This window comes from Nocardioides sp. YJ-D4, from assembly GCF_054031495.1.
On sequence record NZ_CM132932.1, the window covers coordinates 398408 to 416116 of the forward strand.

The following is a 17709-nucleotide window of genomic DNA, read 5'->3' on the forward strand; positions in this document are numbered from 1 at the left end:
CCCGTGGAATCAGGGCGCTCACGACGAATCGGGCTGCGTGCGTCTTCCCATCCGGACTTTAACCGTCGGTCCAGGAGTTTCACCTGGTCAACCGATGACTGGCTGCCATCGGGTCGCGGACTTCTGAACTTTCGTCCAGTCACCGCCGGCTCGGAATTTCACCGACCCCAGAGCACGCGAGCACAAGCTCGTCTTCAACCAGTGTGCCACACGAGTGGCACCACGCCTGATCAGGCGTCGACTGCTGAGACAGCCTTGTCGCGCAGCGCGTTGACCATCGCATCCGGGTCTGCAGCCGAGTAGACGGCGGAGCCGGCGACGAAGACGTCGGCTCCTGCCTCGGCGCAGCGCTCGATGGTCTCCAGCGAGACGCCGCCGTCGACCTGCAGCCAGGTCTCGACACCGTGCTTGTCCATCAGCGAACGGGTCCGGCGGATCTTGGGCAGCACCAGGTCGAGGAACTTCTGCCCGCCGAAGCCGGGCTCGACGGTCATCAGCAGCACCATGTCGAGCTCGGCCAGCATGTCCTCGTAGGGCTCGATCGGGGTCGCCGGCTTGAGCGCCATCGAGGCGCGGGCGCCCTTGGCGCGGATCTCGCGGGCCAGCCGGACCGGCGCCTTGGTGGCCTCGACGTGGAAGGTCACCGAGCCGCAGCCGGCCTCGACGTAGGCCGGGGCCTCACGGTCGGCGTTCTCGATCATCAGGTGGGCGTCCAGCGGCACCGAGGTGGACCGCGCAAGCGCTTCGACCATCGTCGGCCCGAAGGTCAGGTTGGGCACGAAGTGGTTGTCCATCACGTCGACATGGACCCAGTCGGCGCTGGGGATTCGGGCGACTTCCGCCCCGAGGGCTGCGAAGTCGGCGTTCAGGATGGACGGAGTGATCTGGATGTGGCCCACGGAAGGCACCCTAGATGACCCCGCGGGCTCACAGGGCAGCCAGGTCGGCGTACGTCAGCCCCTCGAGCGTGTCCCGGAAGACCCGGCGCTCGCCGGGGGCGACGGGGACGTGGTTCTCGACCACCAGGACGGTGCAGCCGGCGGCCTCGGCGGAGCGTGCTCCGGTGTTGGAGTCCTCGACCGCGATGGTGTCCTCGGCCGCGACACCGAGGGCAGCGGCCGCGGTGAGGTAGGGCTCGGGGTGGGGCTTGCCGTTGCGGACCATGTCGCCGGTGACGATCACCTTGAAGGTGCCCTCGGGGAGCTGTTTGAGGATGGGGCCGACGAACCGGGCGTACGACATCGTCACCAGCGCGCACGGCACGCCCTGCTCGAACAGGTCGGTGAGCAGCTCGCGCGCTCCGGGTCGCCACGGGACCTCGCGCTCGACCTGCTCGACCACGCCGTCGAGGAGCATCTCGACGATCTCCTCGGGCTCGTGAGGAAGGCCCATGCCCTCCTTGACCAGGCGCGCCGACTCGATCAGCGCGTTGCCGACCAGCTCCATCGCCTGCTCCTCGGACCAGGTCGCCCCGAAACGCTCGGCGATGGCGTACTCCGCCGCGATCCAGTAGGGCTCGGTGTCCACCAGGGTGCCGTCCATGTCCATCAGGATCGCGGCCGGGAAGTCCCCGGACGGGCTGCCAGGTGCCTGGTTGGTGTTCAGCGTAGCCTCCGGTGGAACGAGATCGGGTCGCGATGCGGGACCAACCCTAAGGCCTGCCGACGGCAGGATCAGAGAAGGTCGGCGACCAGAGCGGCGGCGCGACGGGCGCCGTCGGTCTCGACCGGTCGGCTGCGGGGCTCGCGGCCGATCTCGTCGGCGATCGCTCGCGCGAGCGTGTCGGGGGTGAGGTCGTCGTACTCGAGACAGCGTCCGGCGCCGTACTGCTCGAGCCTGTGGCGTACGTGGATGTTCTGCTCGAAGTGGTGGCGCAGCGGCACGTAGATGAACGGTGTGCCGGCGGCGGTCAGCTCCATCGTGGTGGTCAGCCCGCCCTGCACGACGGCAAGGTCGCAGGCGCCGAGCAACCGGTAGAGGTCCGGGACGAAGCCGAGCACCTCGAGCCCGGGGCGCGCTCGGACGACCCCGGCGTCCAGGCGAGGTCCCGTCACGACGATCATTCGCAGGCCCGGCACGGCTGCGCGGGCGGCGTCGTACGCGTCTTCCACCCGGCGGAGCAGGTGGCTGCCAACGCCGGACCCGCCGACGGTGACCACGCAGACCCGCTCATCAGGTCGCCAGCCGAGCTCCCGTCTCAGCCGCGCCCGATCGGCGATCGAACCCGGGTCGATCCCGGTGACGTAGCCGCTGAAGTCGTAGTGCTGCCGGGTCCAGGCGGAGATCTCAGGCAGGTCGGCGCCGAAGTGGCCGGGCACGACGTCCTCGGGGTTTCCGACGAAGATCGCGCGGTCGCGCAGCCGCGGATGGCGCTCGACGTGCTCGAGCATCTCCGCGTTGTGGTCGGCGATGACGAACCGCGCCCGCTCGTCGTCGTCAGGCATCGGGAGGAAGCCGACGAAGTCGGTGAGCCACGCGTAGCCGAAGCGCTTCAGCTCGGGGTTCTCGTGGAGGAAATGGTCGACGTCCCAGGCCTCGTCGCCGACGACGAGGTCGTAGTGGTCGTCGCGGACGACGTCATCGAAGACCATGAAGTTGTTGACGAGGACCTCGTCCATGCGCCTTATCGCGTCGAAGACATGAAGGTCGTGCTCGCCCGACTCCTCCTCGATGTGGCGCGACTCGTTGGCGAGCCACCTGCTGGCTGGGTGGACCCGCTCCCCGGCCGCCTCGAGGACCCGGGTCACCGGGTGTTGGGCGAGCCAGTCGACCTGGACGTCCTCGTGGCGCTCCCGGAGAGCCTGCGCGATCGCAAGGTCGCGGCGGGCGTGACCCAGCCCGATCGGCGAGGAGAGGTACAGGACCTTCTTGGGCCGGTGGGACGCGCGGACCCAGGTGCGACGCGCCTGCGGAGAGGGGTGGACAGAGTCCGCGAAGTCCTTGATCAGGTGATTGATCTTGACCGGGTCGCGGCCCACCGGACCGTGCCCGCTGCCCTCGAGCAGCACCAGCGATCCCCCGGTGAGCTCGACGAGGCGCTCGCTGATCGCGACCGGTCGGATCTGGTCATCGGTCCCGTGGATCGCGAGGACCGGGCACCGTACGCGGCCGCAGATCTCCTCGACCGAGGCGCACACCACCCCGTCGCACCCGAGCCGTGCTGCGGTGGAGTCGGCGACGACCTGCGGCGTCGTCTCGTGCGCCCAGGCGATGCAGTCCTCGATCTGTTTGGTCGAGTGCGGCTCAGGGAACATCTTGGCGAAGAAGAACTCGAGGAAATCGTCATAGCCGCCCTCGAGCCAGTGGTTCCGGTTGTACTTCGCCCATCCGTCCGTGGTGTCGAGGCGGGCGTCCCAGACGAAGGCGTCCCGCTCCTGGACGATCGGGAAACCGCAGGCCGCCCCGATCGCGATCAGTCCGGCCACCCGGTCCGGGTGGTCCGCGGCAAGGTGCAGACTCCACGCGACCCCGCAGGACAGCCCCACGACGACGGCCCGGTCGGTGCCGGTGGCGTCCAGGACGGCGAGGGCGTCCGCGGCGTACGCCTCGTTCGTGTACGCCGCCGCACCCTCCGGCCGGTCGGACCGGCCATTACCACGCCCGTCGAAGGTGACGACTCTGAAGTGTCGCGCCATGTAGCCGATCTGCGCCTTCCAGAAACGGGAGTGGATGATCGTCCAGGTCGGCATCAGCAGGATGGTGCGGTCGTCCGGGCCGGCGGCCGTTGCACCGTAGACCTCGTAGTGGACCTTGACGCCGTCGGTCTCCACGTAGCCGTCGGCGTCGGGCTCGCGTGCCCTCATGGCCCCAGTGTGACTCGGTTGGGCCCGGTCGCGCTGGGCTTCGACCGAGCGACGGGGCGCGCGAGCCTCTCGCTCACGGCCGGACCTCGTAGACACGGTTGAACGGGGTCTCGGACACGCCCTCGAACCGGGTGAACCCGGCCGCGATCGTCACGTCGCGGATCCGAGCCGGGCCGGCCTGAGTCCCCAGCGCGAGCCCGACGTCCTGGGCGAGCGAGCTGGGCGTGCAGAGCAGCGTAGAGAAGCCGTAGTAAGCGCGGCCCACCGCGTGCAGGTTGTCCTCGACGTGGTCGCCGGCGATGGGCTCGACGACCATCCAGGTGCCGTCCTCGGCAAGGGACTCACGGACGTGCCGCGCCGCGCCGACCGGGTCGCCCATGTCGTGCAGGCAGTCGAACATGGTGACGAGGTCGTAGTCGCTGCCACCGAACGCGGACGCCGGGGCGACCTCGAACCTCACCCGGTCCGCGACGCCCGCGGCCGCGGCGCGCTCACGCGCGGTCTCGATCGACGCCTCGTGGTAGTCCCACCCGACGAACCGAGAGTCTGGGAACGCCTGCGCCATCAGGATCGTCGAGGCACCGTGGCCGCAGCCCACGTCGGCGACCGTCGCACCGCGTTCGAGCTTCTCCACGACACCGTCGAGCGCGGGAAGCCACTCGGCGATCAGGTGAGCGTTGTAGCTCGGGCGGAAGAACCGCTCGCAGCCGACGTGGACGTCGGCGTCGTGCTCGTGCCATCCGTAGCCGCCGCCGTTGCGCGCGGCCTCGAGGATGTGCGAGGCGTCATGGACGGTGCCGAGCGCGATCTGGAACATGCCGGGCAGGAAGGCCGGGCTGTCCTCGACGGTCAACGCCACCGCGTGCTCCGGCGGCAGCGTGAACCGGCTGGTGGCCGGGTCGTAGGTCACGTAGGAGCCGGCGGCCTGGGCGTTGAGCCACTCGCGGGCGTACGGCTCGCCGGTGGCGGTCCGTGCGGCGAGCTCGGCCGGCGTGCTCGGTCCGTTGGCCGCGAGGTCGCGGTAGTAGCCGAGCTTGTCGCCCATCACCACCAGAGCGGCGTTGAGCGTCGCTCCGACCTCGTCCACCGCTCGGAAGACGAAGGCCATCAGCTTGTCCATGTCGATCTCGACCTCGTTCGTGCCCGGGGTCATGGCGTCATCAGTAGTGGTCATGACGGGAACGCTAGGAACGCCTGGCACGTCCTCGCGTCAGGTGCCCCACCTAGTCGCTCTGGGTACCCAGGACCAGGTAGGGCGCTGTTCGGTCGTGGGATCGGCACGGGTGCCCGCTCCTAGACTTCCCGCGTGCTCATCGGACGAGAGGCGGAGCAGCGGGTCGTGGACCAGCTCTTCGCCGGTGCGAGGATCGGCCGCGGTGGCGCGCTCGCGATCACAGGCGAGCCGGGCGTCGGCAAGACCGCGCTGCTCGAAGACGCGCTCGACCGCCTGGAGGGCGTCCAAGTCCTGCGCGCAACCGGTACGGAGGCAGAGCAGGACCTCGCGTTCGCCGGGCTCCACCTCCTGCTCCGTCCGGCGTTCCACCTCCTCGACGCGCTGCCAGATCCGCAGGCAGCAGCACTGAGCCGCGCACTCGCCCTCGAGGCGGGGACCGCCGGCGACCGGTTCGCCATCGGCGCAGCGACCCTCGCACTGCTGTGCCGGTACGCCGAGCACGCGCCGATCGGCGTCGTCGTCGACGACCTGCAGTGGCTCGACCGACCGTCCGCGGAGGCTCTCGCCTTCGCCGCCCGCCGGCTCGACGCGGACCCCGCCGTCGTTCTGCTCGCCGGCCGATCCGGAGCTTGCGACGGCCTCCTCGACGGCCTCGATGTACTGGAGCTGTCAGGCCTGGACCCGGCGGCGTCCGACGACCTCGTGCGCTCTCTGAAGGTCACGCCACCGACCGAGGAGCAGGTGGCGCGGCTGTTCGCAGCGACCGGTGGCAACCCTCTCGCCCTTCTCGAGCTCGGTCGCAACCTCGAGCTTCTCGACGACCGGGCCCCGGGACTCCCGCCGGCGCTGCCCGCCACCCTCGCCGCCGCGTTCTCCCGGCGGCTGGCGGAGCTCGGCTCGGGATCTCGGACCGCCCTGCTCGCTGCCGTGGTCACCAACGGTGACCTCCACCTCACGGGCGAGGTCTGCAAGCGGCTCGGTCTCGACGTCTCCGGTCTCGGTGCCGCCGAGCGCGCAGGGCTGGTCGTCGTGACGAGCAGCCGCATCGACGTACGACACCCGCTCGTCCGCGCGGCCGTCTACGCCGAGGCCGACGAGACTCTCCGTCGATCCGTCCACCTCGCTGCGGCCGACCTGCTGCCGGACGACGCGGAGCGTCGGGCGTGGCACCTGGCCGAGGCCACCTGGGGTCCCGACCCGGAGGTGTCGGGCCTGCTCGAAGCCGCCGCCGACAGCGCGAAGACCCGCACGGCGTACACCGTCGCGAGCACCGCCTACGAGCGCGCGGCGCGGCTGAGCACGGACACCGACCGGTGGCACCTCCTGCTGTGCGAGGCTGCCGAGGCAGCGTGGACCGGAGGCCTCCATGACCGAGCGGTCGCCCTGCTCGACGAGAGCGAGACCCGGCCCGTCCCAAGCGGCACCCGCTCGCGCACTCTCCGTATTCGGGCGCAGATCGCGGCGCGGAGCGGATCGGTCGCCGACGCCGTCCGCATCCTCGAGCGGGCGGCGCCCGACGCGCCCACTCCCGATGACACCGTGCTCCTCCTCGCCGAGGCGCTGCATGCTGCCTTCTACCTGGCCGACGCAGCGGTATCGATGCGCCTCGCCACCTCCCTGCTGGCCGCGGTCGCAGCCGCCGAATCGCCCCGCGCCCGCGCCATCGGGCTCGCTGCGGCGGGGATGGCGAAGGTGCTCAGCGGCGAGGGCGGGCTGGCGGAGATCCAGGCGTCGGTTCCGCTGCTGGCCGCGCACGCCGACCCGGTCGAGCATCCCGAGGCGCTGCCGTGGCTGCTGACGACACCGTTGTTCCTCCGCGACGCGGAGACAGGAGCCGACCTGCGCCGGATCGTCGACGACGTCCGGTCCCGCATGGGCGTCGGTCTGCTGCCCAACGTGCTGTTCCACGTCGCCGGGGACCAGGCGACGTCGACTGCCTGGTCCCGAGCCGCAGCCAACTACGAGGAGGCGATCCGGCTGGCGCGCGAGACCGGTCAGGGCACGGACCTCGCCATGTCCCTCGCCGGGCTCGCCTGGCTCGAGTCCCGACAGGGTCGGGGCGACGCCTGCCGGGAGCATGCGTCCGAGGCCGTGCGACTGTGCACCCGACGGGGCATCCGCATGGGCGAGGCCTGGTGCCTCTACGCCGTCGGCGATCTCGAGCTCGCCGAAGGCGACCCCCGAGCGGCCACGAAGACGTTCCTCGACCTCTCGCGGCGGCTCGACGAATGGGGCATCGCCGACCCCGACCTCTCCCCCGGCGCGGAACTGGTGGATGCGCTGCTCCGTCTCGGTCGGCCCGCCGAGGCGGAGGCCGAGGCCCGGCGATACGCAGCCGCGGCACGCGCGAAGGGTCGACCCTGGTCGGTCGCGCGGGCGCACCGGGCGTTGGGAACCGTGGCGGACCAGCAGTCCTTCGACGAGCACTTCGAGACGGCCATCGAAGGTCACGCTGACACCCGTGACCTTTTCGAGGCCGCGCGGACCCACCTCGCGTACGGCGGTCGGCTCCGTCGCGCGGGTCGCCGCGTCGATGCCCGCTCACACCTGCGTACCGCGCTCGAGTCCTTCGACGACCTCGGCGCCGACCCGTGGGCCCGGACCACCGCGGCCGAGCTGGAGGCGACGGGCGAGAAGGTGGCGAGGCGGGAGGCGGCGGGGACGGCGTCCCTGACACCGCAGGAGCTGCAGGTCTCGCTGCTCCTCGCCGAGGGCCGCACGACTCGTGAGACCGCGGCCGCCCTCTTCCTCAGCCCGAAGACGGTCGAGTACCACCTGCGGAAGGTCTACACGAAGCTGGACATCCACTCCCGCGCCGAGCTCGCCGATCAGCTCCTCGGATCGTGAGGGTCATACCTCGCCCTGCGGGGCCTCATGCCGACGTCACAACCGGTCCGCGTCGAGGACCGCGCGGGCGAAGTCGGCCGGAGCCTCCTGGGGAACGTTGTGGCCGATCCCCGCGAATGTGCGGTGCTCGTACGGGCCGGTGAAGTGATGGCGGTAGCCAGCCCCGTCTCCGGCCGGCGTGAAGGGATCGGCGGCCGGGTCGATGGTGATCGTCGGCACCGCGATCGGCGGGGCCGCCGCGAGCTTGCGCTCCAAGGCGTCGTAGCGGCGGGCACCGTCGGCCAGGCCGAGGCGCCAGCGGTAGTTGTGCAGCACGATGTCGACGTAGTCGGGATTGCTGAACGCCGCGGCCGTGCGCGCGAAGGTGGCCTCGTCGAACGCCCAGGTCGGGGAGTTGAACCGCCACACGAGTCTGGCCAGGTCGGTGCCGATCTTCGGATCGGCGAGGCCCTTCGCGCCGCGCTCGGTGGAGAAGTAGTACTGGTACCACCAGGCCCATTCCGAGGACGCGGCGATCGGGTCGCGCTGGGCCTCACGGTTGGTGATCAGGTAGCCGGTCACCGACACCAGCGCCTTGACGCGCTGGGGCCAGATCGCGGCGATGATGTCGCCCGTTCGCGAACCCCAGTCGTAGCCGGCGATCACGGCCCGGTCGATCCGCAGCGCGTCCATGAAGTCCGTGATGTCGAGCGCGATCCGGGACTGCTGTGCGTTGCGGAAGGTGTCGGATGAGCGGAAGGTCGTCGTGCCGAAGCCCCGGAAGTACGGCACGAGGGCCCGGTAGCCCTGCTTCGCCAGGATCGGCGCGACCTCGGCATAGCTGTGGATGTCGTACGGCCAGCCGTGCAGCAGGATCACCGGCTGGCCGTCGCGGGGCCCGAGGTCGACGTACCCGACATTGAGCTCGCCGGCATCGATCTGGAGGACGTCGGCGAACGACGTGCTCGCTCGTCCAGGGCGTACCGGTCGAGCAGCCGCCATCTCCCCGGTCGCTGCCAGCGCCGCTGTCGAGGTCGCGGCCAGGCCGACCGCCTTGGCAAAGGTCCTGCGGTTCATCATGGTCATTCCGTCTTTCGCTCGGGTCTGGATGTGGTCACACCTGGAACGGGTTCGGGCCCTCGAACCAGCCCAGGGCCGCGTACGCATCGCGGATGAGGGCTTGGGCGGCCCGGCCGAGCGCGTCGCTCGGCTCGGGCCTCCACTCGTCCTCAGGCGACGCGGGCGAAGAAGTCCACGTCGACATTGCCGGTGATGGCCTTCGAGTACGGGCAGATCTGGTGGGCACGCTTGGCCAGCGTGCCGATGGTCTCCTCGTCCAGCCCGCCGACGACGATCTCGAGCTCGGCGCTGAGGAAGAACTCCTCGGTCGGGTCGGTCGTCTCGGCGTGGTTGAGGGTGACGTTCGCGGTCACCTGGATGCTGTCGAACCGGATCCGCTCCTCGGCGGCCGCCCGGCGGAAGGCACCCATGAAGCAGGCCGACCAGCCCGCGGCGAAGAGCTGCTCGGGGTTGGTGGCGCCGCCGGCGCCACCGAGCTCCTTCGGGATGGCCAGGCCGAGATCGATGAGGCCGTCGGGGGACGCGAGGTGGCCGCCGTTGCGCCCCTCGCCGGTCGCGGTCACGGTGCCGGTGTAGCTCGCCATGTCACTTCTCCTTGTGGTTCTGGGTGGGTGTTGGTGGGTGTTGCTCGGTGACGTGACGACTTTCGCCGGGGACTCACGGGCCCGGCGCCAGGGATACCCACTGGTCGACTCCCTGGGCGACCCGGGAGAATGAAGGGGCTCCACTGGTGCTGACCGACTCGAGGTGTCGATTGAAGATGGGGATGCCCCTCACGGGGCGGCGGGCCGAGCAGGAGGCATTGGACCGGCTGGTCCGCGGCGTCCGAGCGGGCGAGAGCCGAGTGCTCGTCCTGCGTGGCGAGGCCGGCACCGGCAAGACCGCACTGCTCGACTACCTCGCCGACCGGGCCGGGGGCCGGGTGATCCGAGCCGCGGGCGTCGAGCCCGAGTCGGAGATCGCGTACGCCGGCCTGCAGCAGCTCTGCGCTCCCCTGCTGGATCATCTGGACCGGCTCGCCGAGCCGCAGCGTCAGGCGCTCTCGACCGCCTTCGGCCTCAGCGCCGGCGATCCCCCGGAGGCCCTTGTGGTCGGGCTCGCGGTGCTCGGGCTGCTGGCGGAGGCCGCGACCGACGAGCCTCTGGTGTGCGTGGTGGACGACGTGCAGTGGCTCGACCGGATGTCGGAGGTGATCCTCACCTTCGTCGCCCGCCGGCTCGACGCGGAGTCGGTCGCGCTCGTCTTCGGTGTTCGCAGTCCTGACGACGAACAGCTGCTGCCGGACCTTCCGGAGCTGCGGATCGAGGGGCTGGCCGACGCCGACGCCCGGCTCCTGCTCGAGTCCGTGCTCCCGGGACCCGTCGACGCCCGGGTCCGTGACCAGATCGTCTCGGAGACCCGCGGGAACCCGCTCGCGCTGCTGGAGCTGCCACGCGGGCTCACCCCGGCGGAGCTGGCGTTCGGGTTCGACGGCCAGAGCGCCAAGCCCGTGGCCAGCCGCATCGAGCAGGGCTTCCAGGAGCGCATCGCCACGCTCCCCGAGCAGACCCGTCGGCTGCTGCTCACCGCGGCCGTCGAGCCGGTCGGCGACGTCACCCTGCTGTGGCGCGCGGCCGAGCGACTCGGGCTCGACCTGGACGCCGCCGCCCCGGCAGAGGACGCCGACCTGATCTCGATCGGGACCAGGGTCCGGTTCCGTCATCCACTGGTCCGCTCGGCCAGCCGGCGCTCGGCCGGGCCCGCCGCCCTCCGGGCCGTGCATCACGCGCTCGCCCAAGTGACCGATCCCGCGCAGGACCCCGACCGGCGGGCCTGGCATCGCGCACACGCCGCGATCGGCCCGGACGAGACCGTCGCCGCCGAGCTCGAGGAATCCGCCGACCGGGCGCTGGCACGGGGCGGACGGGCCGCTGCGGCCGCATTCCTCGAGCGGGCGGTCGAGCTCACCACCGACCCGGCGACACGAGCCGGGCGCGCCTTGGCCGCGGCCGAGGCGCGGTTCGCCGCCGGGGCGATCGCGAAGGCCGCGCAGCTGCTCGACACCGCCGAGATCGGGCCTCTCGACCCTGCCCAGCTCGCCCAGGTGCAGCGTCTGCGCGCCCGCCTGGCGTTCGCGCTCAACACCGGACGGTCCGTGGTGCCGCCGCTCCTCGAGGCGGCCGGTCGCCTGGAGCAGCTCGATGACGGGCTCTCCCGCACCACATACCTGGCTGCCATCGCTGCCGCGATCAACGCGGGAAGGCTGGGCGGCGACGATCTGCGCCGGGCCGCCCTGGCGGGCCGTGGCGCTCGTCGTGGCGAGGATGCGGTCGGTCGTCTGCTGACCGGGCTGAGCACCTGGGTGCTCGACGGTCACGCCGCCTCCGTGTCCCTGCTCGCCGACGCCGTCGAGGAGATCGGGATGGAGACCGATCTCGAGCTGGCCTGGCTGAGCAGCGCGGTGACCCACGAGATCTGGGACTCCGGGGCCTACTTCGGGCGCTCCGAGGACCTGCTGAGCCACGCCCGCGCCAGCGGGCGGCTGTCGTTGCTGGCGGCCGCGTTGAGCTTCCGTGCCACCGCTCTGATCCACGCCGGCCGCTTCGAGGAGGCCGCCACGATCCTCGATGAGGCCGACACCCTCGGTGCCATGGTCGGTGTGGAGCCCCATCCCGCGAGTGCGGTGATCCTGGCCGCCTACCGCGGACGCGAGGAGGAGGCGACGGCGGTCATCGACGCCGCCCTCGGCTACGCGCGATCATCCGGGGTCGGCTGGAACCTGGGGGTCGCGGCGTACAGCCGGGCGGTGCTGTCGAACGGTCTCGGTCGCTACCGCGAGGCGCTCGCGGCTGCGCAGGAGGCCATCGAGTTCGAGGACCTGGCGGTGATGCAGTGGGCTCTGACGGAGCTCGTCGAGGCGGCAGCCCGCAGCGGGGCCGACGACGTCGCCGCGGCGGCGCGCGACCGGCTCGTCGCACGCACCTCGGCCGTCGACTCGCCGTGGGCACGCGCCACGACGGCCTACGCCGACGCGCTGACCGACAGCTCCGGCGAGAGCGAGAAGCACTACCGCACGGCGATCGACGAGCTCACCTCGGCGGGAATGACGCTGTACGCGGCTCGGGCTCAGCTCCTCCTGGGCGAGTGGCTGCGCCGGGAGAACCGTCGCACCGAGGGTCGTCAGCAGCTCCAGGCGGCGCATGAGCTGTTCGCGAGCATCGGCGCCGAGGCGTTCGCCGAGCGAGCAGCCCGGGAGCTGGCGGCGACGGGCGGGGTCGCCCGGACACGTACGCGCGGAGCCGAGGTCGACCTCACCGCGCAGGAGGCCCAGATCGCGCGGCTGGCCGCTGCCGGACGGACCAACCCGGAGATCGGCGCGGTGCTGTTCCTCAGCCCGCGGACCGTCGAGTGGCACCTGCGCAAGATCTTCACCAAGCTCGACATCTCCTCGAGGCGGGAGCTGGCCGCGGCACTGCGCGACCAGTGAGCCGGGCACCGGCCAGGGTGCACCCCAGGGCATCACCCTGGTGCCGGCCGGGCACCCGTGCCGGAAGTCTCCTCCTGTGCCCGAACCGAGCGGGCCCATGACGAGGAGAGAGACGATGAAGAGACTGCTGCTGGTAGCCGCCGGGCTGCCGTTGGCTGCTGCGCTGACGGCGGTGCACCCCGGCGCCGCCGCTGCCGAGAGGCCCCCGGCCGTGGCCGACAGCTGCGTGGCACCCGACCTCGTGCCACCCCCGGACGCGCGGATCCTGTCGGTCAGCGCCGTACCGAAGCAGGGCGGCACCCTGACCTACCCACCCCAGCCCGGAGCGACCGAGCCGCCCCCACCGGTCACCGACGTCCCGCCCTACTGCCAGGTGGACGTGACCCTCACCCACGGCACGGCCGGCGACCGGGAGCTGATCCAGGTCTGGCTCCCCGCGACCGGCTGGAACGGCCGCTTCCAGGCCCTCGGAGGCAGCGGCTACCTCGGCGGCGACTTCGGCCCGAGCCTGCCGACCGCGGTCAAGGCCGGGTACGCCGTCGGCACGACCGATGCCGGTGCAACCCCGACCACCGGCTTCACCGCCGACTGGGCGCTCACCGACGACGGCCAGGTCAACAAGACGGTGCTGAAGAACTTCGCCGAGCGCGGACCGCACGAGCTGGCCGTCCTCGGCAAGGCGATCACGAAGGACTTCTACGGCCGTGCGGCGCACCACGCGTACTGGAACGGCTGCTCGACCGGCGGGCGCCAGGGCTACATGGAGGCCCAGCGACACCCGGGCGACTTCGACGGGATTCTCGCCAACGCCCCCGCGATCTCCTGGGACCGCTTCGCCGTCGGTGACCTGTGGCCGTACGTCGTGATGAACGAGGAGGACAACCACCTCGCGCCCTGCGAGCTCAACGCCTTCACCGCAGCCGCCACGGCCTCCTGCGACGGCGACGACGGAGTCGTCGACGGGATCGTCGGCAACTCCATCGCCTGCGACTTCGACCCGGCATCGCTGGTCGGCGAGAAGGTCCTGTGCGACGGCGAGGAGCTGACCATCTCCGCCCGCGACGCGGCCGTGGTCGAGAAGATCTGGGACGGCCCTCGGGCTGCCGATGGGAAGCGGCTCTGGTTCGGGCTGACCCCCACCGCCAACCTCGGCTACCTGGCCGGCCCGGCGCCGTTCCCGGTGGCGTCCTCGTGGGTGCAGAACCTGCTGGAGAAGGACCCCGCCTTCGACGTCTCCACCATCACCTACGCCGACTACGAGAGGCTGTTCGCTCAGTCGGTCGACGAGTACCACAAGGTCATCGGCAGCGACGACACCGATCTGTCGGGCCTGCGACGCTCCGGCGCCAAGCTGTTGACCTGGCACGGCGGTGACGACCAGCTCGTCCCGCTGGCGGGCACGCTGCGCTACCGCGAGAAGGTCGCCAAGCGCTACGGCGACATCGACGACTTCTACCGCGTCTTCGTCGCGCCCGGCGCCTCGCACTGCCAGGCCGGAGCCGGTCCCGCGCCGACGGACCCGCTGGGCGCCTTGGTGAAGTGGGTCGAGAACGGCCACGCCCCGACCACCCTGGCAGCGACCTCGGTGGCCCCCGACGGGACGACCACCGAGCGCGACATCTGCCTCTACCCGAGGACCAGTCACCTCAGCGGTGACTCCTTCACCTGCCGTTGAACCTGGCCTGCTGCCCGCGGACGGAGCTCCTGCTCCGTCCGCGGGCGGTCGCGTCAGCGGACGTACTCGTCGAAGGTCCGTGCCCCCAGGAACGGGGCGACGTGCTGGGCGAGGATCCCGACCGGGACGGTCTCGCGCTTGAGGACGCCGTACTCCTCGGGCCAGCTGCCGTCGCGCGGCAGCTTGAAGGAGCCCATCAGCATGTCGATCACCGGCAGGTGGATGGCGTAGTTGCGGTCCCAGTAGTCGAGGTGCCGGGCGTGGTGCCAGTGGTGGTAGCGGGGCAGCACGATCAGATACTCGAGAAGGCCGAACCGGATGCCGAGGTTGGCGTGGGCGACGACCGCCTGGATGCCGACGAGCACGGCGTACGCGTTGACGACCGAGGTCGAGAAGCCGAGGAACAGCAGCGGCAGCAGCACGATGCTGCGGGTCAGCACGGTCTCGACGAAGTGGACCCGGGAGCCGGCCAGCCAGTCGAGCTCCGGGCTGGAGTGGTGGACCGCGTGGAAGCGCCACAGCACCATGATCCGGTGGTAGCAGCGGTGCAGCACCGCCTGGGCGAGGTCGGCGAGGGAGACGGCGAGCAGGAAGGCCACGAGGAACGGCAGGCCGTCGATCCAGGCCTGTACGCCCGGCATCTTCACCGACGCGACCACCAGCGACGTCGAGGTGGTGACCAGGATCAGGATGAGCTGGACCAGGACGTGGCTCATGAAGAAGTAGCAGGCGTCGGTGCGCCAGCCGGGCCGGAAGACCGGCAGCGGGCGGCGGGCGAAGGCGTGCTCGAGCGGGATAAAGACCAGCGCGGAGAAGAACAGGGCGAGCACGAACCAGTCGAGGCCGAGCGAGAACGGCGAGTCCTCGACCGGGCCGTCGAACGGGACATCGGTACCGCCGAGCAGCACCGCGGCGGTCGCCGTGCCGACGCCGATGAAGGCCATCGGCTTGTGCTGGTCGCGCAGCACCGCGATCGTGCCGGCGAAGAAGGCGGCCGCGAGGCCGACGAGCAGCAGCGTACGCGCGAAGTCCTCGGTGTAGACGGCGCGGAACTCACGGGTGGTCAGCAGCTCCGGGAAGTGGAAGCAGAGCACCGTGGCCAGGCTCAGGACGCCCAGGAAGCACGAGGCGGCCGGTGCGAACAGGTGGTGGCGCAGCAGGGACATGGCTGCAGTCTTGTCACTGCGCGCCGACAGCGCCTGAGCTCACGTACTCAATTGATGCGTGCCCGTCGACGGCACGTCGTGCCGGCATCCGCAGATGCGCCCCGGGCCCCAGAATCTCTGCGAGACTTCCACGCATGGAAGAGAGTCCGTCGGACGCTGGGTTCTGGGAGCGTGCCGCCACCTGGAAGGCCGTGCTCTTCGTCGTGGCCTATCTCGCGTTCTACCTGGCCATGGGCCAGGTCGTCGACCGGGTCTTCGCCGGCCGGATCGACGGCGACGACGTGCTGGCCGACCCCTCCAGCATCGTGTTCGGGCTCGCGCTCGCGATCGCCGTCGGCGCGATCGCGCTGCTCGTCTTCGCCGCCCGTGTCGGCTGGCTGGGCGCCGTCTTCGGGCCGCAGCCGATCCGTGGGCGGGCCTGGATGTGGGTCGCGCCAGCTCTGGTCGTCGCGGCCATCGTCGCCCACGTGATCGGCATCGACTGGGGCCGGTGGAGCGGAGGCCAACTCGCCGCGCTCGCCTTCCTCGGCCTCTGTGTGGGCCTCGCCGAGGAGATCGCGACCCGGGGCATCGTGGTCAAGATCCTTCGCGACGCCGGGCACGCGGAGGCCTTCGTCGCCGTCGCATCCTCGCTGCTGTTCGCGCTGATGCACACCGTGAACCTCTTCTCGGGGATGTCAGCCACGACGGTCGCGGTGACGGTCGTCTACACCTTCGGGTTCGGCATGTGCATGTACCTCACCATGCGCGTCACCGGGACCATCTGGGCGGCGATCGTGCTGCACGCGCTCACCGACCCGACGACGATCCTGTCCGCGGGCGGCCTCGACGAGGCCGGCGCCGGCCAGGGCGGCGGAACCGCGATGATCGCCACGACGATCACCGTCGTGCTGGTCGTGTTCGCTGTGGTCGCCGCCTTCCTCGTCCGCGGCACGGTGTCGCCCGCTGCCCGGGCCGAGGTCGCCGGAACCTGACCTTCTGCAGCGGACTCAGCGCGGTTCGCTCGGCTGAGGGTCTGGAACGAGCCGTCTCTTGACCATCTTCCCGGTCGGAGTGCGCGGCAACGACTCGCGGAAGTGGATCTCGCGGGGGACCTTGTAGTGGGCGATGCCGTCGCGGGCGTACGCGATCAGCTCCTCGGCCAGCTCGGATGACGGAGCGATCCCGGGCGCAGGTTGCACGAAGGCGGCGACCCGCTCCCCCATCTCCTCGTCGGGGACGCCGATGACGGCGATGTCGGCGACGGCCGGATGGAGGCTGAAGAGGTCCTCGATCTCCTGCGGATAGATGTTCACGCCACCGCTGATGATGGTGAAGGCGACTCGGTCGGTGAGATAGAGGAAGCCGTCCTCGTCGAGGTAGCCGACGTCGCCGACCGTCGTCCAGGAGTCGTGGTCCGGGTGCTTGGCGGCGGCGGTCTTGCTGGGGTCGCCGAGGTAGGCGAAGCTGCGGTCGGTGCGCTCGAAGTAGATCGCGCCGACCTCGCCGGGACCGAGCTCGCGGCCGTCCTCGTCGACGACGTGCGGGACGCCGATGATCGGGCGGCCCACGGAGCCGGGGTGCTCGAGCCAGGTCGCGGAGTCGATCGCGGTCGCGCCCATACCCTCGGTGGAGGCGTAGTACTCCTCGATGATCGGCCCGAACCACTCGATCATCCGTCGCTTGACCTCGACCGGGCACGGCGCCGCGGCGTGCACCACGCACTGCAGCGAGGAGACGTCGTAGGAGGTGCGTACGTCCTCGGGCAGCTTGAGCATCCGCACAAACATCGTCGGCACCATCTGGGTGTGGGTGACGCCGTAGCGGGCGATGGTGGCCAGCGCCTGCTCGGCGTCGAAGCGCTCCATCATCACCAGGGTCCCGCCGTAGGCGTGCACGACACCGCCGAACCGCAGCGGCGCGGCGTGGTATACGGGCGCGGGTGAGAGGTAGACCGAAGAGTCGTCGAAGGCGTACGTCGTGCCGAAGACGAGCGGGTAGACGTAGCCCGGCTCGCCGACCGCGATCTCCGGCAGCGGCGACCTGATCCCCTTCGGCCGCCCGGTGGTGCCCGAGGAGTAGAGCAGGTCGTCGCCGTGCGACTCCTCGATCGGCTCGTTCCCGGCGGCCGCCAGGGCCGCCTCGTAGTCGGCGTAGCCGTCGACCTCACCGCCGTAGGCCAGCCGGTGCTCGACCGGGACGTCGAGGGAGGCCACAGCCGGCACGCCCGCGGACACGACCAGCGCCTTCGCGCCGCAGTCGGTGACGATGTAGGCGGCCTCGTCGGCGGAGAGGTGGCTGTTGACCGCGGTGATGTAGAGCCCCGAGCGCAGCGCGGCCCAGTAGACCTCGTACGCCTCCGGCCGGTTGTCGGTCAGCAGCGCGACCACGTCGCCGCGCCGCAGCCCGCAGGCGCGCAGGTGGCGCGCCACCCGGAGGCTGCGCTCCTCCAGCTCCTGATAGGTGAGCGTGCGCCCCGAACCCGCCATCACGATGGCGGGCTTGTCCGGCGTACGCGCGGCCCAGATCCCGGGGAACAC

General features: G+C 71.0%; 12 protein-coding genes and 1 riboswitch. Of the genes, 4 read left to right on the top strand and 8 right to left on the bottom strand.

Features of this window, described 5'->3' with window-relative positions; genetic code table 11:
- Nucleotides 1-33: 33 nt before the first annotated feature.
- Nucleotides 34-180: riboswitch (FMN riboswitch) on the bottom strand.
- Between the two features lie 50 nt (nucleotides 181-230).
- The 4 genes from rpe to ACW14X_RS02005 form a co-directional block, all read right to left on the bottom strand.
- Complete coding sequence (rpe, locus tag ACW14X_RS01990) at nucleotides 231-899, bottom strand: ribulose-phosphate 3-epimerase (protein WP_201451031.1); 669 nt, start codon at nucleotides 897-899, stop codon at nucleotides 231-233.
- Between the two features lie 28 nt (nucleotides 900-927).
- Nucleotides 928-1548 carry an HAD family hydrolase gene (locus ACW14X_RS01995; RefSeq protein WP_350839394.1) on the bottom strand — a complete coding sequence of 207 codons (621 nt, stop codon included), beginning with the start codon at nucleotides 1546-1548 and terminating at the stop codon, nucleotides 928-930.
- A 125-nt stretch (nucleotides 1549-1673) separates the two neighbouring features.
- The gene (locus tag ACW14X_RS02000) at nucleotides 1674-3803 is read right to left on the bottom strand and encodes an alpha/beta fold hydrolase (RefSeq protein ID WP_457164515.1); all 2130 of its coding nucleotides are present in this window, start codon (nucleotides 3801-3803) and stop codon (nucleotides 1674-1676) included.
- A gap of 73 nt (nucleotides 3804-3876) precedes the next feature.
- A complete protein-coding gene (locus tag ACW14X_RS02005) occupies nucleotides 3877-4977 on the bottom strand; it encodes a class I SAM-dependent methyltransferase (RefSeq protein ID WP_457164516.1) in 1101 nt (366 codons plus the stop codon).
- Between the two features lie 132 nt (nucleotides 4978-5109).
- On the opposite strand from ACW14X_RS02005, the gene ACW14X_RS02010 reads away from it, so the two are divergent.
- Nucleotides 5110-7824 (top strand): ATP-binding protein, encoded by a 2715-nt coding sequence (locus ACW14X_RS02010; RefSeq protein ID WP_457164517.1) that lies wholly within the window; start codon nucleotides 5110-5112, stop codon nucleotides 7822-7824.
- A 36-nt stretch (nucleotides 7825-7860) separates the two neighbouring features.
- Here ACW14X_RS02010 and ACW14X_RS02015 read toward each other — a convergent pair whose 3' ends face one another.
- Both ACW14X_RS02015 and ACW14X_RS02020 read right to left on the bottom strand, forming a co-directional pair.
- Complete coding sequence (locus ACW14X_RS02015) at nucleotides 7861-8883, bottom strand: alpha/beta fold hydrolase (RefSeq protein WP_457164518.1); 1023 nt, start codon at nucleotides 8881-8883, stop codon at nucleotides 7861-7863.
- 149 nt (nucleotides 8884-9032) lie between these two features.
- Complete coding sequence (locus ACW14X_RS02020; protein WP_141793671.1) at nucleotides 9033-9467, bottom strand: Ohr family peroxiredoxin; 435 nt, start codon at nucleotides 9465-9467, stop codon at nucleotides 9033-9035.
- Between the two features lie 176 nt (nucleotides 9468-9643).
- On the opposite strand from ACW14X_RS02020, the gene ACW14X_RS02025 reads away from it, so the two are divergent.
- Together ACW14X_RS02025 and ACW14X_RS02030 are read left to right on the top strand one after the other, a co-directional pair.
- Entirely contained in the window at nucleotides 9644-12349 is a 2706-nt protein-coding gene (locus ACW14X_RS02025) for a helix-turn-helix transcriptional regulator (RefSeq protein WP_457164519.1), read from the top strand.
- A gap of 115 nt (nucleotides 12350-12464) precedes the next feature.
- Nucleotides 12465-14024, top strand: a complete 1560-nt coding sequence (locus ACW14X_RS02030) for a tannase/feruloyl esterase family alpha/beta hydrolase (protein WP_457164520.1) — start codon at nucleotides 12465-12467, stop codon at nucleotides 14022-14024.
- Between the two features lie 53 nt (nucleotides 14025-14077).
- On the opposite strand, the gene ACW14X_RS02035 is transcribed toward ACW14X_RS02030, so the two are convergent.
- Complete coding sequence (locus ACW14X_RS02035; RefSeq protein WP_457164521.1) at nucleotides 14078-15190, bottom strand: sterol desaturase family protein; 1113 nt, start codon at nucleotides 15188-15190, stop codon at nucleotides 14078-14080.
- A gap of 134 nt (nucleotides 15191-15324) precedes the next feature.
- Between ACW14X_RS02035 and ACW14X_RS02040 the strand changes: the two genes are divergently transcribed.
- Nucleotides 15325-16164: a CPBP family intramembrane glutamic endopeptidase gene (locus tag ACW14X_RS02040; RefSeq protein WP_457164522.1), complete on the top strand. Its 840-nt coding sequence runs from the start codon at nucleotides 15325-15327 to the stop codon at nucleotides 16162-16164.
- Nucleotides 16165-16179: 15 nt separating this feature from the next.
- Here the strand turns inward: ACW14X_RS02040 and ACW14X_RS02045 are convergent, their stop codons facing one another.
- A complete protein-coding gene (locus tag ACW14X_RS02045; protein WP_457164523.1) occupies nucleotides 16180-17709 on the bottom strand; it encodes an acyl-CoA synthetase in 1530 nt (509 codons plus the stop codon).

Coding starts and splice junctions, on each gene's coding strand:
- ACW14X_RS02020 (WP_141793671.1), bottom strand. CDS start 9,467: ATGGCGAGCTACACCGGCACCGTGACCGCGACCGGCGAGGGGCGCAAC.
- ACW14X_RS02040 (WP_457164522.1), top strand. CDS start 15,325: ATGGAAGAGAGTCCGTCGGACGCTGGGTTCTGGGAGCGTGCCGCCACC.
- ACW14X_RS02030 (WP_457164520.1), top strand. CDS start 12,465: ATGAAGAGACTGCTGCTGGTAGCCGCCGGGCTGCCGTTGGCTGCTGCG.
- ACW14X_RS02025 (WP_457164519.1), top strand. CDS start 9,644: ATGGGGATGCCCCTCACGGGGCGGCGGGCCGAGCAGGAGGCATTGGAC.
- ACW14X_RS01995 (WP_350839394.1), bottom strand. CDS start 1,548: ATGGACATGGACGGCACCCTGGTGGACACCGAGCCCTACTGGATCGCG.
- ACW14X_RS02035 (WP_457164521.1), bottom strand. CDS start 15,190: ATGTCCCTGCTGCGCCACCACCTGTTCGCACCGGCCGCCTCGTGCTTC.
- ACW14X_RS02015 (WP_457164518.1), bottom strand. CDS start 8,883: ATGATGAACCGCAGGACCTTTGCCAAGGCGGTCGGCCTGGCCGCGACC.
- ACW14X_RS02000 (WP_457164515.1), bottom strand. CDS start 3,803: ATGAGGGCACGCGAGCCCGACGCCGACGGCTACGTGGAGACCGACGGC.
- ACW14X_RS02005 (WP_457164516.1), bottom strand. CDS start 4,977: ATGACCACTACTGATGACGCCATGACCCCGGGCACGAACGAGGTCGAG.